Origin of the sequence: Labrenzia sp. 5N, from assembly GCF_012395805.1 — a bacterium.
Lineage (GTDB): Bacteria > Pseudomonadota > Alphaproteobacteria > Rhizobiales > Stappiaceae > Roseibium > Roseibium algicola.
In genome coordinates this window covers 22,808-44,404 of the sequence record NZ_JAAZTM010000015.1, presented here as the reverse complement: position 1 = coordinate 44,404, position 21,597 = coordinate 22,808, and the positions used below count along the sequence as shown (strand labels likewise).

The 21,597-nt window shown below is 55.0% G+C and carries 20 protein-coding genes and 1 pseudogene; 16 read left to right on the top strand and 5 right to left on the bottom strand.

What is annotated here, in order from left to right; translation table 11 throughout:
* Positions 1–481: 481 nt before the first annotated feature.
* Positions 482–1,378 carry a transglutaminase family protein gene (locus HEP89_RS15685; protein ID WP_168692461.1) on the bottom strand — a complete coding sequence of 299 codons (897 nt, stop codon included), beginning with the start codon at positions 1,376–1,378 and terminating at the stop codon, positions 482–484.
* Positions 1,379–1,572: 194 nt separating this feature from the next.
* On the opposite strand from HEP89_RS15685, the gene HEP89_RS15680 reads away from it, so the two are divergent.
* The 5 genes and pseudogenes from HEP89_RS15680 to HEP89_RS15665 all read left to right on the top strand — a co-directional run bounded on the left by HEP89_RS15680 (position 1,573) and on the right by HEP89_RS15665 (position 6,436).
* Positions 1,573–2,388 carry a transglutaminase family protein gene (locus tag HEP89_RS15680; RefSeq protein WP_353622310.1) on the top strand — a complete coding sequence of 272 codons (816 nt, stop codon included), beginning with the start codon at positions 1,573–1,575 and terminating at the stop codon, positions 2,386–2,388.
* A 1,631-nt stretch (positions 2,389–4,019) separates the two neighbouring features.
* On the top strand, positions 4,020–4,340 hold the full coding sequence (locus HEP89_RS15670; RefSeq protein ID WP_062487908.1) for a PRC-barrel domain-containing protein: 321 nt from the start codon (positions 4,020–4,022) through the stop codon (positions 4,338–4,340).
* 69 nt (positions 4,341–4,409) lie between these two features.
* Positions 4,410–4,541 (top strand): hypothetical protein, encoded by a 132-nt coding sequence (locus HEP89_RS29865; protein WP_286201053.1) that lies wholly within the window; start codon positions 4,410–4,412, stop codon positions 4,539–4,541.
* Between the two features lie 798 nt (positions 4,542–5,339).
* On the top strand, positions 5,340–5,465 hold the full coding sequence (locus HEP89_RS29860) for a hypothetical protein (RefSeq protein WP_265733500.1): 126 nt from the start codon (positions 5,340–5,342) through the stop codon (positions 5,463–5,465).
* 135 nt (positions 5,466–5,600) lie between these two features.
* Positions 5,601–6,436: pseudogene (locus HEP89_RS15665) on the top strand (transglutaminase family protein).
* A gap of 121 nt (positions 6,437–6,557) precedes the next feature.
* Here the strand turns inward: HEP89_RS15665 and HEP89_RS15660 are convergent.
* The 3 genes from HEP89_RS15660 to HEP89_RS15650 form a co-directional block, all read right to left on the bottom strand.
* Entirely contained in the window at positions 6,558–7,265 is a 708-nt protein-coding gene (locus HEP89_RS15660; RefSeq protein WP_168692459.1) for a sensor histidine kinase, read from the bottom strand.
* A 501-nt stretch (positions 7,266–7,766) separates the two neighbouring features.
* Positions 7,767–9,110, bottom strand: coding sequence for a Na+/H+ antiporter NhaA (gene nhaA / locus HEP89_RS15655; protein WP_168692458.1), 1,344 nt, complete (start codon positions 9,108–9,110; stop codon positions 7,767–7,769).
* Positions 9,111–9,190: 80 nt separating this feature from the next.
* Positions 9,191–9,436 carry a hypothetical protein gene (locus tag HEP89_RS15650; protein WP_062487904.1) on the bottom strand — a complete coding sequence of 82 codons (246 nt, stop codon included), beginning with the start codon at positions 9,434–9,436 and terminating at the stop codon, positions 9,191–9,193.
* Positions 9,437–9,588: 152 nt separating this feature from the next.
* Here HEP89_RS15650 and HEP89_RS15645 point away from each other — a divergent pair, with 152 nt between their 5' ends.
* The 7 genes from HEP89_RS15645 (at position 9,589) to hflC (ending at position 15,442) form a co-directional block, all read left to right on the top strand.
* The gene (locus tag HEP89_RS15645; RefSeq protein WP_228148031.1) at positions 9,589–10,323 is read left to right on the top strand and encodes a Crp/Fnr family transcriptional regulator; all 735 of its coding nucleotides are present in this window, start codon (positions 9,589–9,591) and stop codon (positions 10,321–10,323) included.
* Positions 10,324–10,823: 500 nt separating this feature from the next.
* The gene (locus HEP89_RS15640) at positions 10,824–11,309 is read left to right on the top strand and encodes a hypothetical protein (protein WP_077293495.1); all 486 of its coding nucleotides are present in this window, start codon (positions 10,824–10,826) and stop codon (positions 11,307–11,309) included.
* Entirely contained in the window at positions 11,306–12,175 is an 870-nt protein-coding gene (locus HEP89_RS15635; RefSeq protein ID WP_077292250.1) for a transglutaminase family protein, read from the top strand. The genes HEP89_RS15640 and HEP89_RS15635 overlap by 4 nt, the downstream gene beginning before the upstream one ends.
* 138 nt (positions 12,176–12,313) lie before the next feature.
* On the top strand, positions 12,314–12,613 hold the full coding sequence (locus HEP89_RS15630) for a hypothetical protein (RefSeq protein WP_062487898.1): 300 nt from the start codon (positions 12,314–12,316) through the stop codon (positions 12,611–12,613).
* The gene (locus HEP89_RS15625; RefSeq protein WP_208993486.1) at positions 12,613–12,870 is read left to right on the top strand and encodes a hypothetical protein; all 258 of its coding nucleotides are present in this window, start codon (positions 12,613–12,615) and stop codon (positions 12,868–12,870) included. Before HEP89_RS15630 ends, HEP89_RS15625 begins: the two co-directional genes overlap by 1 nt.
* 611 nt (positions 12,871–13,481) lie before the next feature.
* Positions 13,482–14,411 carry an FtsH protease activity modulator HflK gene (gene hflK, locus HEP89_RS15620; RefSeq protein WP_208997671.1) on the top strand — a complete coding sequence of 310 codons (930 nt, stop codon included), beginning with the start codon at positions 13,482–13,484 and terminating at the stop codon, positions 14,409–14,411.
* On the top strand, positions 14,408–15,442 hold the full coding sequence (gene hflC / locus HEP89_RS15615) for a protease modulator HflC (protein ID WP_062487895.1): 1,035 nt from the start codon (positions 14,408–14,410) through the stop codon (positions 15,440–15,442). The genes hflK and hflC overlap by 4 nt, the downstream gene beginning before the upstream one ends.
* 965 nt (positions 15,443–16,407) lie before the next feature.
* On the opposite strand, the gene HEP89_RS15610 is transcribed toward hflC, so the two are convergent.
* Positions 16,408–16,626, bottom strand: a complete 219-nt coding sequence (locus tag HEP89_RS15610) for a hypothetical protein (RefSeq protein WP_062487893.1) — start codon at positions 16,624–16,626, stop codon at positions 16,408–16,410.
* Positions 16,627–17,658: 1,032 nt separating this feature from the next.
* Between HEP89_RS15610 and HEP89_RS15605 the strand changes: the two genes are divergently transcribed.
* Genes HEP89_RS15605 through HEP89_RS15590 form a run of 4 tightly spaced genes read left to right on the top strand, consistent with a single transcriptional unit; the run spans position 17,659 to position 21,438 of the window.
* Positions 17,659–19,572, top strand: coding sequence for a DUF3604 domain-containing protein (locus HEP89_RS15605; protein WP_077292245.1), 1,914 nt, complete (start codon positions 17,659–17,661; stop codon positions 19,570–19,572).
* 8 nt (positions 19,573–19,580) lie between these two features.
* Entirely contained in the window at positions 19,581–19,808 is a 228-nt protein-coding gene (locus HEP89_RS15600) for a hypothetical protein (protein WP_168692457.1), read from the top strand.
* Positions 19,809–19,816: 8 nt separating this feature from the next.
* Positions 19,817–20,452 carry a peptidylprolyl isomerase gene (locus HEP89_RS15595; RefSeq protein ID WP_168692456.1) on the top strand — a complete coding sequence of 212 codons (636 nt, stop codon included), beginning with the start codon at positions 19,817–19,819 and terminating at the stop codon, positions 20,450–20,452.
* Complete coding sequence (locus tag HEP89_RS15590; protein ID WP_197923233.1) at positions 20,449–21,438, top strand: HupE/UreJ family protein; 990 nt, start codon at positions 20,449–20,451, stop codon at positions 21,436–21,438. The genes HEP89_RS15595 and HEP89_RS15590 overlap by 4 nt, the downstream gene beginning before the upstream one ends.
* The last annotated feature ends 159 nt before the right edge of the window (positions 21,439–21,597 follow it).

Sequence of the window (21,597 nt, the reverse complement as noted above, 5' to 3'; positions counted from 1 at the left end):
CGTTATGTTATGCCAGTATTTTTCTTAAAAAATGCAATACTTAATATTGAAAAACCATAATGTAATTCAATTTCATTCAAAATAAAATTAGCAAATACAAAAAATATTCCTATATAATACAGCAGCGGCAGCAATTTTTAGGGCATTGCCGACCGAAGCCATCATACTTCGCCCCAACATCGAGGGCAGAATGACGTTCAACAGATCTACTTTCCAAAAACGCTTGGGACCCGACGTCGCCACGACGTGTTTGGCATTTTTGAGCTTTGCGATGATCATTTACGTGTCGGTGGAGGGTTATTTTTAATGAACCATGATTGCCCTGGGTGCTGGCTTTGCGGTCAGAAGACTATTCGTCGGCAACTTTCAGCTTGTGCTTCCTATGTATTTGCAGGTCTTGTGATGTAGATTAGGCGATGCCGAGGAGAGGAACAGGCTGTCTCACTAAGCGTAAGATCTGCTTTTCTTGATCAGCTGTGTCCTAGTCGGAATTCCTTGGATCATAGGGCTCGATACTCGTCTTGACCTCAACATCCATTCCATAAAAGACCGCTCCGGGACGCGGGTCGTATGTTCCGCTGATAGGGATTGCCTGTCGAGGTGTCCGGGTAACGGCAACCCGGATGAGGTTTGGGCTGCCGATGATGCGATTGGTGGGATCGAACTCGACCCAGCCTTCGCTAGGCAGATATACCTCCGCCCATGCATGGGTTGCCCCGCCGCCAGAGTGCACGTGTCCGTCATCCAGGACATCGTTTAGATAACCCGTGACAAAGCGGGCTGCGAAGCCAGAACGGCGCGCCGCTTCCATAAATAGGAAAGCAAAATCGCGGCAACTGCCGGTTCCTTTCTTCAGAGTTGTTCCTGCACTCTGCGTGCCGCTACGTTCCCGTCGAACATAAGTCACATTGTGATTGACCGTTTCTGACAACAAACGCAAAAAGTCGAGGACCTCATCCGGACCGTAACCGATTTCAGCCGCCAGCCACGCATCGAGTACCGGACACTCTTCCGGGTTCTCAAGCGATATGAACGGCGCGAGGTCTATAAGATCTTCCGTTGGGTACGTGAATGGATAGGCGCTTCTACTTCGCCCCGGAGAGGCAACGAAATCATCGTGGGAAAACCGCCGGATCAGCAATTCACTGCGGAATTCAAGTCTGCTAGAGGCCTCGGAAAACTCCGCGGTAGCGACCGAATTGCCAAACGTGTCGAAGTGCCAACTCAGCTTGGGTGCGGGAGAAATTGCAATTGCAGACGAGAGCAGTCGCAAATCATGGCCGTCTCTGGGGCGCAGCAAAAGCCTGTGAACACCAAACTTTACCGGCCGGCTATAGCGATATCGTGTAGTGTGAAGGATGCGAATAGCGGTTGTCATCTAAACCTTGTCGCCACCGCATGCCGTTGTTGGTTGTTCCTGGCTCGGAAAGCGCTGCAGCCTGGACCTTATTTCACTCGCGCACAAGGAAGAACGACATGCTCATCCGAATAGGGTTTGAGATTACCGTCACGTGCCCGGCGCCTGTACCAATGCTTTTGGCCTTGAGTGTTCATAGCGATTTTGCCAGCAGAATGATCGGCTCCGATCGCGTACGGAACATCGACATTCCCGATATCCGGGAATACACCGACGGCTATGGCAATCGCATTACCCGCCTGACCGCGCCTGCAGGTATCTCCACATTCTGGTCCGACTGCATCGTCGAAGTGGACGGTCAGCCGGATGAAGTTCAACTTGCCGCATCGCAAATCGCCCTGCAGGACCTGCCCAACGAAACATTGACCTACCTTTTCGCAAGCCGTTACTGCGACTCAGACCTGATGGGGGATTTTGCCTGGAAGAAATTCGGGCGGACGAAGGAGGGATGGTCGAGGGTTCAGGCGATCTGTGATTTCGTTCACAGCCATGTTTCCTTTGGCTACGAATATGGCCGGCCGGATAAAACAGCCGCGAACGTATTGAAGGAAAAAACCGGCGTTTGCCGGGATTTTGCCCAACTGGCGATAAGCCTGTGCCGGGCAATGGGAATTCCGGCTCGCTATGTCAGTGGTTATCTGGGGGACATAGGCGTCGCCGACACGGGCTTCGATGATTTCTGCGCGTGGTTCGAAGTTTATCTGGACGGCAAATGGTACACATTCGATGCTCGCTACAATGTGCCAAGAGCCGGACGAGTTCTGATGGTCAGGGGGCACGATGCGGCAGACGTCGCAATGATAACGTCTTTCGGTGCCTATGAGCTTACCGGCTTTCGTGTCTGGAGCCTGGAGCTGGCCGACAATAAGGACGAGGCCGCTTTGCTGCAATCCCTTGAAACCAGGCCTCATCCCCGGCAACGTGGATTGGGAAGTCAGCCGGGATTGACCGCATGGCAGATCGACACCTGACTTCTTCGGTAATCAGCGTGTCAACATTGACGACCAAAACAGGTGGGCGTTCCTGTCAAAACGGCATCTGTAGCGGACGCACTCGACAGACGTCTCCCCTGGATGGAACCTTCTGGAGGCACGATCAAGGACCATGTTGCTCCACGCCGATGCGTACAGGACAGTTTTCAAGATTGGCTGGTGGGCGTGATTCCGCAATAAGGTCGACACAAGAAGAATATGGCAAGTGGTCGTTGCATCGGATAAATCGTCGGTCATTTTCATTGCAGACGCAGCATTCGAGCAGTGCAAATTTTTGTTGGGTATACGAATATAGAGAATCCGATCAACCATAATGGCGCCACCCAAAGACGGGTACATTTCGCCTGACGGTAATAAATAAATGTCTGGGCTCTTTCTGAAGTGGCTAAGACATTTCAAGCTCAAACCATCGCTGGTTTTGAAAATAAAACCCTAGAGCCTGCAGACGATCCCATTGGCTCACCATGCTCGCATATCTTCCGGACGGCCAATATTGGCCTAAGGAGTATGGAATGCTGGTCGAATCGTTGGAGTTAAGAAGCCTCTCAGGCAACGCCAGATCTGGGCGATCCGCTTTTTCCTCGATCGGGAAGGACGGACGCGCAACCGGGTGCTGTTCGATCTTGCAATCGACAGCAAACTGCGAGGTTTCGATCTAGTAACGTTGAAGATCGGAACGACGGTCGGTGGAGCTGCGATCCGTATAAGCACAGTGGTGGTTCGAAAGAAGACGGGCCGCCCCAGTTCGAGATATCTGCTGACGTCAGAGCAAGCCTGTTAGCGTGGCTCGATCAGTCTGCGGCGGGAGGACTATGGCACCCATTCGCTGAGCAGGACAAAGGCAGCAATGCCGCCACCCAGAAATGCGCCTCCATCCCAATCTTTCGAGGACAGACGCTATGAATCTGGAAGCCGCAGTTAATCAGATACCGTGCGAACCGCAGCTATCCCACTATTTTGGCCTCTTAACCGACAGTCTCCTGTCGGCCCGGAACTACCGTTCAACACCTATTGGTTCAATGGCTGCTTGGCGTCCCATTCCAGTCGTTCGGACTGAAATGTCGCGGCCTGGAAGCCGACAAAATCCGCAAACTTTGGATCGACGTGGGTGCGCCCCAAAAACGACCCTTAGATCAATTTCGCGATATTCTTAAAGTCGCCGTTAGGTCATGCGCCTTGTGAGCTGTCGACATTGGCCGAACTCAGCGATGCATTGGTTAACTACTCAGGACGCCCGACCGTGCTAGAATATCCTGCCGGAAGTATTCAGGGCAACAATCGAGCCGCTGCAGTTGGCCAGCCGTAAACCGGGGTGGTTTTCGTCGATCTCTACTTAAACGCGCGGTCAAAAGTTTGCATCACCACCGCCGATACGGTTCAGAGACCCTCAACCGAATATCTGGCTGCGGATTAGCCGTAAATGTGACGACACGCTAACCTACATCAGCATGCATCGCCACCACTGCTGCTATGTTGTCACACAGCTTCAATGATGGGCGACGCCGTTAAACCCGGCACCAAACAGCTGCTGACAAGTCACTTTTGCCTGTCTGGCAATCCTGATCGGGCCTACCGCCTGTCGCGCACTCCAGCCACACCCAGGAGGTCCCATGGACCATTCATCACATAAGCCCCTTCAGGCCGGCGAGATCATTGCCGCTAATGTCAAGGGCGCCGATATCTTCGGACCCGATGACAAAGTGATCGGTAATGTCTCCGAAATGCTCGGCACCGGACAGTACGCAAGGGCAGTCATTGAAGTTGGCGGCTTTTTCGGGATCGGAGTCAAGCAAGTTGCCCTTGATGTGTCACGCATCGCCTTCATGCGCGATGGAAACGGAAAAATCCTTGCTTACACCAAGATGACCAAGGTCGAATTGAAAAACTTGCCGGAGCATCGAGGCGGAGCTGTCAAAGGCCAAAGCAACTGATCGGAACACTATCCGGAGCGCGGATACACGCCGGAAAATGGCCTTCCGACGCGAGAACAGGAGAAAGAAATGGCAAAGGGCAAAAGCCGCCGCGGTAGAGAAGACAGAAAACCAAAGCAGAAAAAGACCAAGCCTGTCCCGTCACCCTCGTTCAGCAAGGGTTTGAGCATCGAGACATCGCCGAAGGCCAAAAAAGCCTGAACCGGATTTGTGGCAGGGCGATTGCCGATCCAAGCGGAAATTAAACACTGCTCCCAATACTGCCCGCGTGAATTGGCGATAGGTTGTGAACCGGCTCTGATGGTGCCCGCAGATATCCTGTGGCGTCGCCTCACATTCAGCACCTGCATACCGCCGCTTGATATTCGGCCGAATTTGGCATCGGAGGTTCCTGATGATCGTCGGGTGTCGCGGTTGGTTGCCACTTCGACGGGCAAACAAAGTACCTTGGAACGATATCAATCCTGTACGTGCGGAGTTGTTGTTTGGGGTCTAACGTCTGGAGCAGCATGCGACCAGTCTGGCAGCACAACAATACGTCACCCGTAAGCCACCGCGTGTGTTGCCATTGCAGCGCCGACCGGAAGAAAATGCAATTGCCTTCCCGGTCACGCGCGAGGCCTGCAATCTTGATTTCCAGCCGGTCACACGATCGTACCTGCTGCTCGGTGGTTTCTCGTTAGCTATCATCAGGTCGTGGCGCAAATTGGCGAAAGCGGAACCGATCTGCCGGCCAGTTACTAACGAACGCTGCCAAAGCTCGCAGATGGCGCGTTTCGGGGTACGCCCATGGGGCTTCGGTCTGGTTTTGGCCTTTATTGCAATACAGACAACCGCCTGGATGCACCGGGCGGCGATTGAGTGGATCCTCGGCATTACCCGTGAGGGCAATCGCCTGCGCGTGGCACCCAATATCCCAGAGGACTGGTCAGGCTTTTCGGCACGTCTGAAAGTAGCGGATACATTGTGCGAATTTGTGTGGCCCATACTGAAGATGCTATGGCGCGGCTTGACGGGCAGGCGATCGCCACCGCCGGGCCGGAGGCCTTCATGCCGCTCGATGGTGTACCGCACGATCTGGTGCTTGGCCTCAGTCATGTCGAGCCAAAGACGCCTGCCGTGTGACAGAGCCGGGTTATAAGGCGGCTGCGGAAAGAGAACGCCCCCTCCTCTCTGGCTCACGTCGTGTCGATATCAGTTTGCCGGCTGAGCACTGTGAGCGTGCGCCCTTCTTGCTTCAAAAATATCAGAGAGCCCCTGATGACAACGCTGAGCACATATCACGCAACGGTATACCGTTATTTGCAACCGGTCTTACTTGGACCTCACCGGATGATGTTGCGGCCGCGTGAAGCGCGCGACCTGCGACTCATTTCGCATGAATTGATGGTGTCGCCAGAGGCAGAAATCACCTGGGCCCATGATGTCGCGGGCAATGCTGTCGCGACTGCCGGGTTCAGCGCGCCGACGGATCAATTGCTCGTCGAAAGTCGCGCAACTGTTGAACTCACCGCGTCGGCCTGGCCGGTATTCACCATTGCTGCCGAGGCCATCAATTACCCGTTTTTCTATTCCGATGACGACGTGACCGACCTAGGAGCGCTTGCAACGCCGCAATATCCCGACCTTGACGGACGACTATCCAGATGGGCCGAGGGTTTCGTCCTTGGGCGTCCAACCGATACGTTGTCCTTGCTGAGGGACATCGCGATCGGTGTCTCGTCCAGCGTTGCCTATCTAAGCCGTGAAATGGAGGGTACGCAGATGCCGCGGGACACGCTTTCGCGTGGATCCGGATCGTGTCGTGACATCGCGGTCCTGTTCGCGGAGGCCGTTCGAAGCCTTGGTTTCGGAGCCCGTATCGTCTCCGGTTATCTCTTCGATCCCGATAAGCGTCTCTTGGGTCACGAAAGTACAGGCTCCACCCATGCATGGGCGGAAGTCTTCGTACCAGGTGCGGGATGGGTCGCTTTCGATCCCACGAACCAAAGCGTCGGATCCAAAAATCTTATCCCGTTGCCGGCAGTTTTATGGGACCCGGGAACACTCTGGCGGAAATGTCAGTCGAAGTGCATCACACAGTGCTCGATGATTGAAGTTGGAATGCCGACCGGGAATTCATTGGACGCCATGGTATCGGGAAACGTCGAACAGAGCACGGCACATATCGCGACAAGGGCCGGCTCAACCCATGACACGCCAAATCCGCTCCGGTCCCTAGCTGTTCCTGTTGATGCTTGTGCGTGGCTCGTCCGGGTTCAGCGTCCGGTCGAACACGGCGCTGGCACTTGCCAACGTCAGTCTTGCGGTCACGCCGCTCTCACTTGATGAATAATCGATCGAGCTACCGATTTGAGCAGACAGCGCCTTTACCAGTCGTGTTCCCAATCCTACGTCGGTCTTGCCGGTGCCGGCACTCCCAAGACCTGGTCCGTTGTCGCTGACCGTAATCAGGATCGGTCCGCTGAAATCTTTTCGACAGGCAATCCCGATCCGCCTGACAGAACCGGCGCGATGACCATACTTGAGAGCATTGGTGACGATCTCGGTAAAGATCTGCGCAACGGGGAGCACATGGTCGAATTGCAAGGCACAGTCAGGCGCGTAGGTTTCGGTGAAATTGACGTCGTCCGCAATGCCCGACCTGAGGGTTGTGCAAATCTGGCCCAGAAGATCCCCCAACTGAACGTCGTCTTCGGAAACGCTGCCGGCAAGTATCCGGTGCAGGTCCGACACGGCCTGGATATGTGCACTGATCGCGTTCAACAACAACGCAACTTCCATGGCATCCAATGGGCCTTCCTGTCTCGTGAGACCGATCCCATTGAGGCGTACGTAACTGGACAGCAAGGCCAGGTGATTGGCGATCCGGTGGTCGGCCTCGAAGGAGCCGGTGGAGCGGGCTTTGTTTCTGAAATTTCGCATTTTGGGACTCGTTGGTTCCTTTCTTTCACAGGACCGGGCGCAATTGCAGAACCCTTGCCGGGACGCGTCCACCGAACCCTGCGCACTGCTCTTCAACCAGTGAATGTGCGTCTTTCACCGACCTTACGCTCTCAGGTATTCAAACGGCACTGATACAGATCAGGCCAGTGGGCTCAAAGACGCGCAGGGAGCCCGCACAGCTATTGATGAATCGCTTCCGATGCGCGACTTCACTGAACCCAATCCTGTTGTCTGCCACTCGCCAGCGGCTGCGTGGATACCAGTCATTCATTGAACGGTCAGGATGACGGCATGTGGTTTCCATCAACGTCGCAATGCAGAGTGCTGTCACTGTAGCTTCAGTCAGCGTAGACAGCAGTTCTGCTGCAAGTGGTTATCACGCGACGCTATTCCGTCAGATACCGCACCGTTGGCTTTCTTGAGAAAGAACCGAATTCCCTGAGCTGCATAGTCAACCGTATGCGCGACCGTGCCAACTATTCAAACTTCCCCGGTTGACCCGCTTCTGTGGAAGTCAGGGCGCGTCACCAGCCACAAGAGCGCAAGCAAACCAATTACTGCTGAGACTGCGGATCCCATAAGAATTCCAAGCTTTGCGGCTCCTAGTAGATCAGGATCAAAAGCCAGGTTCGCGATAAACAGCGACATAGTGAAGCCGATGCCCGCAAGAAAGGCTCCGGCTGTCAAGAATGGCCATGACAAATGAGGGGGCCTGGTTGCCAGGCCCAGACGGACGGCTCCCCAGCTGAACGCGAGAACACCGAGTGGCTTGCCAAACACAAGTCCGGCGACAATGGCGATGGAAACCTTCTGACTGACGTCGCTCAATTCGATCGTTACGCCCGCATTCGCGAAAGCGAAAAGCGGCATCACGACAAACCCCACCCAAGGATGCAGCGTCAATTCGAGCCGCTCGACCGGGGAAAGAGACTCTGAAACCGCCCGCCCGGCCTCGCGAAGATCACGGCGGTCCGGGGTGTCACCGCTCCAGTGCTCTCCTCCCGGATAAGCAAGCACCCGTCCGAGGATTGCACGCAGACGTGTATCGCTCACCCAGACTTGTGTCGGTGTCATCAAACCGAGAACAACCCCGGCAATCGTCGCATGGATACCCGATGCGTCGATGCACAACCAGATGGCGCCGCCAATCAAAAAATATACTGGAATGCTCCTTACTCCGAGTCGTGCAAATCCCGCGACCAATCCAAGGCCGAGAATTGCAAGCCCGGTGGCGGCCCAGTTCAACGGCTCACCGTAAAAGACAGCCACCACCAATATTGCGCCCACATCGTCGAAAATCGCCAGCGACAACAAGAACAACCGAAGTACGGTGGGAATTCGCTGTCCGAAGAGCGCAAGACACCCGATCGCCAACGCCGTGTCTGTCGCCATGACTGTTCCCCAACCATGCGTCCCGGACTGTCCTGCGATTAAAACCAAATAGATTGCGACTGGAACGACCATCCCGCCGAGAGCTGCTGCTAGGGGCAGAGCCGCTTGTCTCGGTTTCCTCAATTCGCCCAGGACAAGTTCCCGCTTGAGTTCGAGAGATATCACGAAGAAAAAGAATGTCATCAACCCGTCGTTGATCCAGTGCCGCAACGAGCGGGTGAAGTCCAACGGCCCGAAATTCAGACCAACCGGTGTCTCCCAGAATGCAAGGAAGGTCGATGCCCAGTTTGAATTGGCCAGCAAAAGAGCCACCAACACAGCCACGAGCAACAGTCCGCCAGCCGCGGATTCGATCTTGAGAAACCTCGCGACGGGTTTAGTGAACCTGTCGGCAATTTCGTGTGGCAGATTTGTGTTGTTCTGGACAGTCATGGCAAATGTGGCACCGATTTACTGCGGAGTGGATTGAACCCTGATTGAGGGAATAGAACCAAAATTGCTTTCCACAAGGATCAATCGGACTGTGGCCGCCGAACCGAGTTTCCTCCCGCAATGATCCGTTTGATCAGGTCCGCGACCCCCCGGTGCATTTCCATGTCGGTTTGGGGACCGATTGCATTTTCGTGTGTTGTGGCGGCGTCGCGCAATACCCCCACGATCTCGTGCTCGGGAAGAATTTTATGGTCGTTCAATGCGAGCAAAAGCGCTTCGCAGATCGAGAGCGCCGCCAGTCCGGAATATTCGTTCTGATCAGGCATCTTGGCTACCCCTTTCAAGAATTAGAGCCCAAAGTCGGGTGCCAGTCCGATAAACTTCACCATACTGACAGAAAATCAGTATGCTGGACTGATCGAAAGCAGTGTTGGCCCAGACATTTCGGATAATGGATTGTTGCCTGGGAGAAACGCCTTTGAAACCTATCGAGAAAAGTCCGCTTGCCCGCAAGCTTTCAAGCTTCGTGGCCTTGTCCACGAACGAACTTGAAGTATTGCATCATCTGCACCGGCGCCGCCGCTCATTCGTTGCAGGGCGTGATCTCGTTCAACAGGGACAGTCGGAACAGGCCGCCTATATTCTTTCCGAAGGTTGGGTTTGCTCCTACAAGCTCCAGCCGGACGGTTCACGGCAGATCATCGATTTCCAAATCCCGGGGGATTTCCTGGGATTGCGAAGTGTTTTATTGCGCACCTCGGACCACAGCTTCGAACCTGTCACCGATATTCAAGCAGCTGAAGTTCCGTCCGATGATCTGCTTGCAGCCTTCGCACAAACTACCCGCCTGGCGACTGCCATTCTGTGGGCAGCGTCCCGGGACGAGGCGATGGTCGTCGAACATCTCGTAAACCTGGGCCGCCGCGATGCCGACGTCCGTATGGCCCATTTTCTGCTCGAACTTGGTTCCAGGCTGGCGCTGGTCGGCATGGGTAGCCAAACCGGCTATGACTGTCCGCTGACACAGTATCACCTCGCCGATGCACTTGGATTGAGCGCCGTGCACGTCAACCGCGTTTTGCGGCAACTGCGTGAAAACGGGTTAGTCACGTTTCGAAACGGCAAGGTGATATTCGACGATCGTGACCGCCTGGTCAAAATTGCAGAGTTCGATCCCGAATATCTCGACCAGACCGGGCCATTGCTGACATAGGCCCCTCGCTCGCGCCTACGCGATTTTCAGACAACTTCGTTTCTTCGAAATGCGACCGGAAAGAACAAGAAGTTACAAGCGCTGGCGCGCTTGTCCACATTCTACTTATGCTTGAGGGTCGCAAGATAGAAGCTGTTCGCGAGACAGTATGTTCGTAGGTCATGATCTTGACTGCAACGGAACGAAATAACACCGAGGACTAACCTCGATCAGGATGCGCACCCAGGGCAGCATGTAAGATCAGCAACACGGTCGGAGTCTCGATCAATTCCTGGGTAGTCGTTTCAAAGCTTCGACAAAGACAGAAAATAGCGAAGCGGCGTTTCCCTTGCACAAGGGGACCTGCGATGGCCGGCTCTTCAAGAGAAAACATCTCGGGACAGTCTTTCTAGTGAACCCGGCTTTGAAAATGCCGGCTACCGGTATCCGTCTGCATGCCAAAGCGTGTGATCCCGGGCTTTGAACGATCCATGCGCATTTTGCGAGGGAGTAATTTGGCTATGGAAACACAATCAAAGAGAGATTGCCCCAAGCCAGATTCCACAGATCTGGAGAGGAGGGTTCTAGCGCATGAGAGAATTCTGCAATCTCTCATCGCATACATGTCCCATTCGGAGCCGCGGTTTGTCGAGCATCTCAAGACACGCTTTGTCGACACCATGTTGATGGCACGCCGGGAACAGGACTACAGAGACGTTGACGACTATGCTGAAGAATTCATACGGGCGGTAATGAACCTTGAGGAATCATGCGCAGATACAACATCGAACGTTTCAAAATCTAAAACGGTTGCCAAGCGACCGGTGATAAAACGGGTGCTTGCTACCATGGACATGCTTCCGCCGGAGGGGAAACCGGACCGCGTCCAGGTCAGAGAAAAAAATGGAATATGGGAGGTAACGGTAGATGGCGCCTTCTTAGGCAACTATCATCAATTTGAACACGCCAAGACAGCCGCGGCGCTGGCCAGGTATTCACTCAAATGAAACAGGGCCGTCCATCGCTTGTCCGTTTGGGGCATTTAGATCGGAAAAGAAAAGCAGATCTCCGGATCAGTCTGGGATGCCGTCTTGAGTTCGAGTTTCCGAAATCCACTCCGCTAATTGCAATGCTTAATGTCGATAGCGCACGATATCGTGACCTCGAGCGACTGGATTATTTGACGACGTCTCCGTGCGTACCGATCGAGAGCTATCGGGATTCCTTCGGGAATTGGTGTTCCAGGCTGACGACATCTCCGGGCACCTTCACATTGGCGACACATGGCATCTTCCTGGACAGCGGCAATAAGGATCCGGTTTTTTCTGATGCCTATCAGCATGCCGTGGAAGACCTCCCGTCCGATACGTTTGTGTTTCTTTTAGGAAGCCGGTATTGCGACACGGATCTCTTGTCGGAAGAAGCTTGGCGGCTGTTTGGAAATTCAAAGACTGGCTGGGCCAGGGTACAGGCCATTTGTGACTACGTGCACCAACATGTGGTCTTCAGCTATGAGCATGCGAGAGCGACCCGCACAGCGACCCAGACACTAGCTGAAGGACGAGGTGTCTGCCGTGACTTCGCCCACCTTGCGATCAGTTTCTGCCGCTGCATGAACATCCCGGCCCGCTATTGCACGGGATATCTGAGTGATATCGGCGAGCCGGAACCGCATCCTCCAGGTGACTTCGCAGCCTGGATGGAAGTCTTCCTGGCCAATCGATGGTGGGTCTTCGATCCGCGCAACAATCAACGCCGCATCGCACGATTTCTGATTGGTCGCGGGCGGGATGCAGCCGATGTTCCCCTGACACAGACCTTTGGCGAAAATATTTTAAGAAAATTCGAAGTTTGGACCAAGATTTCTGATTGAGACTAACTTCGATCAGTACACGATCGTTAGGGTTTATCTATAGTTGCTTAAACATTCTAGCTTCAGAGAAAATTATTCGCCCAAGATAACTTCGGAGACTTGCTTGAAAGCCAATCAACAGACGCGGCGGACATAACCATGAACACCCGCTCCACCAGGTCGACAGTGAAGTTCTTCCATCCGTTCACTTTGAAGGGGCAATCGGAAGTACTGCCTGCCGGAGATTATGAAATTCTTGTCGAAGAAGAACTTCTTCGGGATATGAATTTCCTCGGATACCGAAAGACGGCAACGTATCTGATCGTTGCCGACAAGGGCAAGACTGTGATGCGGGAAATCTCCGGAAAGGACCTGGAAGCGGTGCTCAACCGAGACCGGGCCGCCAACGATGACGGACTAAACAACGAGGCGGCGCTTTGTCCGCCGGAGAACTTGTAATGAATACACCCGAATGGCTAAAACCTGTCGCGCTCGGCGTTGTGATCGGCGCGGCTGCCGCTAGCACGCTCGGGTTTTCGTGGGGCGGCTGGGTGACTGGCGGAAGTGCGGCGAAGATGGCGAATGCGCTTTCACATGACAAAGTGATTGCGGCGCTTGTCCCGGTTTGCGTCGACTTGTCCCGCACCGACACGGAGCGCGCGGCAAAGCTGGCGAAATTCGCGAAACTTCAGCATACCAGCGCAGAAACGCCCTGATGGGAACTGGATGGGCGACGATACCTGGATCCGACACCGCGGATCGGGATTTGGCCCAAGCCTGCCTTGCGGCACTTGAGCCTGACTTATCTTGACGAAAACTCGTTCAAATGCCTGCAACCGGGGTAGTAATCATGCCTGATGAGACACTTCCTTATCTCGAGTCAGAATTAGCGGACACTGTTGCGTACTACGTGAAACAAGACTTGAGACATCAGGGCTTCTTCCGCCGAAAGATGCGAAATCGATGGGAGAGTACATTCTCTATCCATACGGCGGAAAACCAAGGCATGCCGGTTGGTACGCACAAGACCAGTTGAAAGCAGCCCCTCGTGAGGTATCTCTGCGGACGGCCTGTATTCACAACCGGACCATTTTGCAATCTGGCCTGATAACCAGATGCGGAATATCCCTCAAACTCAAGCTGGGAAGGCCTCCGCCCAAGCTCATGGCTCTTCCGGAGAGGAATAGCTATGAACTCTGATAACACTGGTCCTCCCAACTCAGGGCCGTGGGGAACAGGTCCAGAAGACCGGTCAGCGGACATAGATGCCTTTCTGCGACAGGGGCGGCGGCAATTTGGCGGAATGTTACCGCAAGGCCCACCATCGTTGCGCGGACTGCTCATCGCTGGCGCGATTGCCGTCACCGCATTAGGGATCTGGTCTTCCTACTACACTGTGCCCAGTGATTCCGTCGCGGTGATTCAGCGTTTCGGCAAGTTTGTTGCTGAAGTGCCACCTGGACTGCATTTCAAGTTACCGATGGGCATCGACACCGCCACGATCGTACCGGTAAAGCGCCAACTGAAACAGGAATTCGGTTTCACCACACCAGGTGGCAACGATCCCTACCAGAGCCCGACCGACGGACGCCGTGAAACCGAAATGGTGACCGGTGATCTGAACGCCGCCCTTGTCGAATGGGTCGTTCAGTACCGTATCTCCGATCCGGTCAAATTTCTGTTCGAGGTGCGCGAACCGGCCGCCACGCTTCGCTACGTCTCGGAATCCGTAATGCGTGAGGTCGTCGGTGACCGCACTGTCGACGAGGTCATCACGATTGGCCGGCAGGAAATCGAAAGTGAAGCGCTGCTAAAGATGCAAGCCCTGGCCACAAAATACGCCATGGGTATCAGCATCGATCAGGTGCAGCTCAAGAATATCAACCCACCTGAACCCGTTCAGGCCTCGTTCAACGAGGTCAATCAGGCCCAACAGGAAAAGGAGCGCCTGATCAACGAAGCCCGCCGGGAATACAACAAGATCATCCCGCTAGCCGAAGGCGAAAAGGACCAGCGTATCCGCGAAGCCGACGGCTATCGGCTGAAACGGATCAACGAGGCCGAAGGTGACGCCGCCCGCTTCACCGCGCTCCTGACGGAATATCTGAAAGCACCGGATGTGACCCGGCGGCGGATCTACATCGAAACCCTTCAGGATGTGATGCCCGGTATAGGGTCGAAAATCATCGTTGACGGATCAACCGGCAGCATCCTGCCGCTACTCAATCTCGATCGCCAAAGGGAAATCAAGCCATGAAAGTCGTATGGGGCATTCTTTCGGGGATTGCCGCAGTTGCGGTTGTGTCCGCTTCCACCGCCGTCTACACGATCAGCGAAGTCGAACAGGCGATCATCACCCAGTTCGGCAAGCCCGTTGGCGCGCCGGTCACGACATCGGGTCTCAAATTGAAACTGCCATTCATCCAGGAGGTCAACAGGATCGACCGTCGGGTTCTGGAGTGGGACGGCAATCCCTCGGATATGCCGACAAAAGACAAGCTGTATATTTCCGTCGACCTGTTTGCCCGTTGGAAGATCACGGATCCCTTGCAGTACTTTCTTCGTCTGCGTGACGAGCGAAGCGCTCAATCGCGGCTCGACGACATCCTTGGCAGCGAAACACGTAACGCGGTTGCCAAGCACGAGCTGATCGAGATCATCCGGACGACAAGAGGGCGCACCCCCTTAAGGGATTCTCTCCTCACAGATGAGGAACTGGCACAGGACATCGGATCCCTAGTCCCCATTCAAAAGGGCCGGGCACTTGTGGAGCAGGAAATTTTCCAAGCTGCCGCCGAGAAGGTCCGCGTTTTCGGCATTGCACTGCTCGACATCCGGTTCAAGCGCATCAACTACAACGAAAGCGTCCGCCCTAAGATCTACGACCGGATGGTCTCGGAGCGGCGGCAAATCGCCGAACGCTTCCTGTCCGAAGGCAATGGCGAGGCCGCACGTATTCGTGGCAATCGTGTGCGAGATCTGAACAAGATTCAGTCCGAGGCCTATCGTGAGGTGGAGGAAATCCGCGGAGTGGCCGATGCCGCCGCTGCCGAAATTTACGCCCGGGCTTACAACACCACCGCGCAAGCCGTGGAATTCTACGAGTTCACGCGCACCATGCAGGCCTACAAGGACATGATCTCCACTGGAACGACCCTTGTCTTGTCGACAGACAGCGATCTCTTCAAGTTCCTTGAAGGGATGCACTCCAGCGCATCAAACTCGGGCGACCATCCGCCAGACCTCAACGTCGAATTCTTGAATCAGGCGACCACACGCATTCGATGAACCGATCGCAACTGAATACTAGCTGCTGCACTAGACCCAACGATACGCAAAATCCTGACCAACGGGAACTGCAATTCGCTGCTGAAAACAGATACTGAACATTCGCACGCCAGCTCATCTATCAGTCACCGTTAAACCGCAATCACAGTGTTATATGCATCTGCAGAGGCTGCCCCAAACCAAAGACTTTAGCCGCTGGCATAAACCCGGTTTCAGCCTACCATCCAAATCCTACGTGTTTGAATTTATAAAGCGGACAGTGCCAGTTTCACCAGTCGTGTGCACGGCTGCCGCGTGCTTGTTTGTGAACGGATACGATCCCTCCTGAGGGTGGCGCCATTTGAGAGAACGATTAAATGCGGAACGAAATCAGAAACCGGCGCACCCGTTCACAAAGGCGAGACTCCCATCCTGTTCCCCGTAAATTCGTTCTGCGGAGATATCAAAAAGCCTCTCAGGACGAAGAAACGCTCATCACAGTGCCTGGTGTCGCACCATATGGCAGTTGCTGGCCGGTACCTGACGGTGCACCTCCCGCAGCAAGCCCGAAACTGGTGCGAACCCGTTTGCCGGATCCCTTTGATTTCATGGTTCGGGCGCATGCAGTCTGGGACGATGAGGGCGGTGCCCCCAGACAAGACTCAATGCATAGTGAGTATGGAAAACGGATCGAAGCAGATGGCTCTTGGACGATCTATCATGTCTTTAGTGGCGTTCCTGCAACGATCGGTGGAGACTTGATGCGGGGAATGAATTCGAATGACGCTCTGGATCAAATGACAAAAACGAACTTAGACAATTCCAGGCGGCGGGCGGTTCCCACAGGCACATTGAAAGGTCGGTTCCTGGCTGCCTGGTGGGTCAGATTATGCAAACACTTCTAATTTGCCGTATTTATTTGCAAGTGAGATCAAGCCCTTTTTCACCACTCCGTCATGGCAGAGACCGCAAATTTCGTGAATTGATTATAGTTGCGTTTCGAGTTGAAACTTGATTGTGACTTCTAATTCTTCCGCAAGCGCGAGCGAAGACTGAAGAACTTTCGTTTCGTTCAAGGCATTAGATCCTTGTTCAGTGATGGCAATAGGCAATTCAACCTTTCCCAACGCCGTGTTTACTCGGACATAATACAGAAGTTGGCCGCCGGGCCTTACTTCAACTTTTGTCAACTTGATTTCCGACATTGTCAGTCTCCTGTGTAGACATTCACGCACCGCTAAAACTGGCTGGGTCCTGGGCTTTCTGCCTTGCAGTGCGCAAACCCTTATCTAAGGTCAGACGTTTTCGTGATTAGTAGCGCGTTGTCCTGGGTTGTTTCGGAAATTCCCACGGGTTCGAGCTCGTCCCGGATGACCATACATTCGTGCAACTCCAGATCATTGCGGGTCCGGTATTGCGGTATGTCACCGGTGCGGGGCATCAACGCGGTAATGTGGAAGGATCCGCCTCGACTCGTGGAAACCATTGGCGGGTCGTTCCTCATTCTGACAAATTGTCCGACCGCGAAACGATGTTCTGAAAAAGTTGGTGGCTTTCGGGTGCGCCAAGTTTGAAGGTGAAATTCGTTGATCATGACCCTTCTCCTTCTCTGGCTCGATCTTCTTCATCTCGGAAAAGCTATCATTCGACACTTGTCCATGTTGTTAAGCGGTCAGGGCCACAGAACCATGAGCAGCGAGAGACACTGGGCCAAGCATTCGATGAAAGCTTGAGATTGTTGCATGAATCGCGTCGATCGAAACTGATGCATGTTGGTCAGCGCGGAAAAAGCTGAAATCTCTTTGTTACGGTCCCCTGAGCTAGCGTGAAAGGGTAAGCGTGACCATCGGCGAGAAGGACTGGGTCGGGGTATCAAAATGTGTATTCGCTACTGCGTTGACGATTAACAGTTCCGAAACTCCGTAGTACGGGCTGTCAGCGACAAATGTTCATGTTTCGTTTGAGTTTCGCGTATCGACGGAAACAGCTCTTGCTCTACCCCCGCCTGATCGGCGCTAGGCGAATGGCAAGTTTCGTCAATCGACAGCCAAAACCAGACTGCCTCCTCTCGGCCAGGAGTTGCCGATCAACACCTATTGGTTTAATGGCGGCTTCGCGTTCCCACTCCGGCCGTTCCGTGGGTATAGGTCTGATCTGCAAAGCTGCCGTTCGTTGCGCCGCGAGTGAGGCCAACACTTGAATCCGCTGCGTAATGAGTGTTTCATTGAAGGGATTGTATGGGCTTCTCTTACGACGCTGAAGTTGTTCCCGTAGACCGCCGCTCGCAGATCCGTTCGACCGTCTCACTCTCCAAGTCAGGATGTCCGGCCATGAAATACTTGCCTTATTTCCGCATTCTCTGCATCGGCTTTGCCTCGACGGTGACCGCACAAAGCGCCATGGCCCAGACATCGGAAGCGAACGCACCGGTCAATCCGCTGAAGGAGGCCTATTATGGCGAACAGCACGTCCATACCGGCGTGTCGATGGATGCCTTCATCGCCGGAAATCGCCTGACACCAGACGATGCCTATCGTTTCGCCAAGGGTGAAGAAATGATGGTCAATGGCAGCTTGCACAAGATCAAGCGTCCTCTCGACTGGGTGGCAGTCACCGATCACTCTGAGTTCATGGGCGAAGCCTTCAGCTTGATGAACGAAGGTGCGCCGGGTTATGACAACGAGGTCGCGGTGGCTTTCCGTGAGGCGCCAGATTTGAAGACGGCGCTTGAGCTCTATAATCAATATGTTCTGGTACCACTGGCCGGGGGCGGCGATCCTCACCCGCAATTCTTCCAAGGCGAGGAGGCGATCAAGTCAACCTGGCAGAAGAATTTCGAAGCCACCGAAAAGCACTATGAACCGGGTGTCTTCACCACGATCCACGCCTATGAATGGACTTCGGCACCGGGTGGATCGAACCAGCACCGCAACGTCTTCTTCCGAGATGCCAACGTGCCGGACCTTCCATTTTCGGCCAATGAAGGCGACGATCCCGAGGAACTCTGGGCCTGGATGCAGACGCAGCGCGATGACGGCAAGCGGGTCTTCGCCATTCCACACAACTCGAATGAATCCAAGGGACTTCATTTTGCCGAGGCGACGCTTTCAGGCGTGCCAATTGGCACGGATTATGCCACGACCAGCGCCAGCATGGAGCCGCTGGTCGAGATGATGCAGGTCAAGGGCAATTCCGAAGTGGTGCCTAATTTCTGGCCCAGTGACGAGTTCGCCGATTTCGAAAACGCGGTCTCGATCCAGCGCTTCAGCGGCCGCGGTTTCCTGAAGGAGAACTTCGTCCGTTACGGGCTCGGGCGCGGCATCAAGTACAACGCCGATATAGGTGTGAATCCGTTTAAATACGGCTTTGTGGGCGGCACCGACAGCCACAACGGCACTCCCAGCAATGTCGAGGAGGACAATTACTCGGTGGGAAGCCACGGCTACGCCGATAAGACGGCTGATGTGCGAGCAGTGTCGGTTTTGGAAGGCGAGATGTTGATTTCGGATTCGAACCCCGGTGCGCTGACCGCAGTCTGGGCGGAATCCAACACCCGTAGCGCCATCTGGGATTCGATGATGGCCAAGGAGACCTTCGCCACCTCCGGGCCGCGCATGAAGGTACGCGTCTTTGCCGGCCAAGGCTTTGCCGAGAACTACGACAGCCATGACGCGATGGTCGCTGACGGTTACGAAAAGGGAGTGCCGATGGGGGGCGACTATACCGGAAGAGAGGCTCCTCAATTCCTGGTCTGGGCGATGAAGGATCCGATCGGGCCAAACCTCGACCGCATCCAAATCATCAAGGGCTGGTATGAGAACGGTGAGATGAAGGACAAGGTTTACGACGTCGTGGCTTCGGGCGACCGGTTACGGGCAGATGGAAGCGTCGTTCCGATCAATGCGCCAATTAACATGGAAACCGGGGAGTTTGATACCGCGAAGGGGGATCCGGAACTGATGGCGGTCTGGACCGACCCGGACTGGAACCCGGAGATCGAGGCTTTTTACTACGCCCGCGTCCTGCAATTACCGACGGCACGCTGGACACTCTATGACGAATTGCGTGAAGGGGTCAGCTACCCCGAGGATGTGAAGCGTGAAATTGTCGAAAGGGCCTGGGCCTCGCCGATCTGGTATGAGGTGAACTGAGTGGGCGAATGCTGAGACTGATCGCAAGGGAGCCACTCGTCCATTTCGTGGTGCTCGGCGGGCTACTGTTTGCAGCATGGTCGTGGTTGGTCCCGCAGCAAAAAGCGGAGCCGGGTGATGAGGTGATTATCCTCGACCAGACGCAAATGGACTACCTGGAAACGCTCTGGAAAGCACAGTGGAAGCGTGAGCCTTCTCACCACAGGACGTGGCGGCAATTGTTGACCGGCACCTGAGACAGGAAGTGTTCTACCGAGAGGCGCTGCGCCTGGGGCTCGACCATGACGACCAGATAATACGTACGCGACTGGCCCAGAAGATGGAGGCCGTGGCCAGTGATCTCGGCAGGCTCACGCGGCCGCCGACCGAAGACCAGCTACGTGCCTTCTACGCCGAACGACCCGACCTCTTCACCCAGCCGCAGGCCTTTGCTTTCCGCCAGGTTCTGTATCTGCCAGCCGAGGCGGAGGAGACGGTGCTGGAGGCTACACTTGCCTCGCTGCGCAAGGGCGGCGCTGTGCCAGAGAACAGGCGGAACAAACTGTCTGTTCCGCTGGACTGGGACCTGACGCCAGCACAGGTGGTGGAAAACGCCTTCGGCGGAGGGTTCGCTGCATCACTGTCCGAACTGCCAGTCGGAAACTGGTCCGGACCGGTACGCTCGGGGCTGGGCCTGCACTTGGTGATGATCACGGACAGCCAGCCTGAAAAGCTCGCCCCCTTCGAGGAGATCCGCGAGTTCGTCGCACGGCAGTATGAATACTACACCGTGCTAGATACACAGGAATCCATGTTCCGCGAGCTTCTCGACCGCTACGAAGTGCGTATTGAGGCCGAGGGTGTACCCGACACAGTGCGGCAGGAGTATGTCCGGCCATGATCCTGCGCCTCTTTGCCGCTCTAGCTCTCTGCCTTTTGACGTCGTGCCAGGTGGCCGCCCACGAAATTCGCCCGGCCTTCTTGCAGATCGATGAGATTGCACCGGAGCGCTACGAGATGCTGTGGAAGGTACCGACCCGCGGTGGCATGGTGCAGGACATCCGCCCAGCCTTCGACCCGCGCTTAACCCTGACCCAGAGGCCAGGAGAAACCATAGTCGATGGCTTCGTGATTTTCCGCTACTCCCTGACCGGTGCGACCGGACTACCCGGTACCACGCTGCGCATCGAAAATCTCGACCGCACCACCATAGACACACTGGTCAACGTCACACTCATTGACGGAACGCAGAACAGTTTTCTGCTGCGACCGCGTGAGAACAGTGTCACCTTACCCGAGAAAGCCTCGCCCTGGACCGTGATGCAGACATACACATGGCTCGGCGTGGAGCACATTCTCGAAGGCTTGGATCACCTGGCCTTCGTTGCAGCCCTGATGTTGGTTGTGCGCGGCTGGCCTATGCTTGTAAAGACGGTCACCGCCTTTACGGTCGCCCATTCCATCACCCTGGCGCTGGCCACATTCGGCTATGTTTCGCTGCCTCCGCCTCCGGTCGAGATCCTGATCGCACTCAGCATTCTGCTGGTGGCCGTCGAGGCAGTTCACCTGCAGCGAGGCTGCGACAGCCTTACTGTTCGCTGGCCGTGGATCGTCGCCTTCGCTTTCGGCCTGTTGCATGGCTTCGGGTTCGCCGGGGCGCTGGAGGAGATCGGACTGCCCCACCGCGACCTACCACTCGCTCTGCTTTTCTTCAATGTCGGTGTGGAGCTCGGGCAACTTGCCTTCATCGCGGCGGTCCTGGCGATGGTGGGAGCGTTACGGAGACTGGTCAACGTGCCGCAGTCCGCATCCATCGGCGCTGCCTATGGAATAGGAACTCTCGCCGCTTTCTGGATTGTTGAGCGGCTGGATGCTTCTTTTTTTTAAGCGGCAACGTCATAGTCCGATGAAAGTTTGCAGAGCAGCGGATTGCAAATAACGGCTCCGGGCTGGAATCGGTCACGCCGAACGACAGCTTTCGCGAATCCAAGTGGCCAAAGCCGCCGGTCCGTTCCCGGCCCCATTTTGATCGTTCGTTTCGGCCGC

Bases quoted from the DNA above. Each gene is read 5' to 3' on its own strand.
- hflC (WP_062487895.1), top strand. From the start codon at position 14,408: ATGAAAGTCGTATGGGGCATTCTTTCGGGGATTGCCGCAGTTGCGGTT.
- HEP89_RS15660 (WP_168692459.1), bottom strand. From the start codon at position 7,265: ATGCGAAATTTCAGAAACAAAGCCCGCTCCACCGGCTCCTTCGAGGCC.
- HEP89_RS29865 (WP_286201053.1), top strand. From the start codon at position 4,410: ATGGCAAAGGGCAAAAGCCGCCGCGGTAGAGAAGACAGAAAACCAAAG.
- HEP89_RS15600 (WP_168692457.1), top strand. From the start codon at position 19,581: ATGCTGAGACTGATCGCAAGGGAGCCACTCGTCCATTTCGTGGTGCTC.
- HEP89_RS15630 (WP_062487898.1), top strand. From the start codon at position 12,314: ATGAACACCCGCTCCACCAGGTCGACAGTGAAGTTCTTCCATCCGTTC.
- HEP89_RS15650 (WP_062487904.1), bottom strand. From the start codon at position 9,436: ATGCCTGATCAGAACGAATATTCCGGACTGGCGGCGCTCTCGATCTGC.
- HEP89_RS29860 (WP_265733500.1), top strand. From the start codon at position 5,340: ATGGCGCGGCTTGACGGGCAGGCGATCGCCACCGCCGGGCCGGAGGCC.
- HEP89_RS15610 (WP_062487893.1), bottom strand. From the start codon at position 16,626: ATGTCGGAAATCAAGTTGACAAAAGTTGAAGTAAGGCCCGGCGGCCAA.
- HEP89_RS15625 (WP_208993486.1), top strand. From the start codon at position 12,613: ATGAATACACCCGAATGGCTAAAACCTGTCGCGCTCGGCGTTGTGATC.
- HEP89_RS15635 (WP_077292250.1), top strand. From the start codon at position 11,306: ATGAAACAGGGCCGTCCATCGCTTGTCCGTTTGGGGCATTTAGATCGG.
- HEP89_RS15590 (WP_197923233.1), top strand. From the start codon at position 20,449: ATGATCCTGCGCCTCTTTGCCGCTCTAGCTCTCTGCCTTTTGACGTCG.
- HEP89_RS15605 (WP_077292245.1), top strand. From the start codon at position 17,659: ATGGGCTTCTCTTACGACGCTGAAGTTGTTCCCGTAGACCGCCGCTCG.
- HEP89_RS15685 (WP_168692461.1), bottom strand. From the start codon at position 1,378: ATGACAACCGCTATTCGCATCCTTCACACTACACGATATCGCTATAGC.
- HEP89_RS15670 (WP_062487908.1), top strand. From the start codon at position 4,020: ATGGACCATTCATCACATAAGCCCCTTCAGGCCGGCGAGATCATTGCC.
- nhaA (WP_168692458.1), bottom strand. From the start codon at position 9,110: ATGACTGTCCAGAACAACACAAATCTGCCACACGAAATTGCCGACAGG.
- HEP89_RS15640 (WP_077293495.1), top strand. From the start codon at position 10,824: ATGGAAACACAATCAAAGAGAGATTGCCCCAAGCCAGATTCCACAGAT.
- HEP89_RS15680 (WP_353622310.1), top strand. From the start codon at position 1,573: ATGATCGGCTCCGATCGCGTACGGAACATCGACATTCCCGATATCCGG.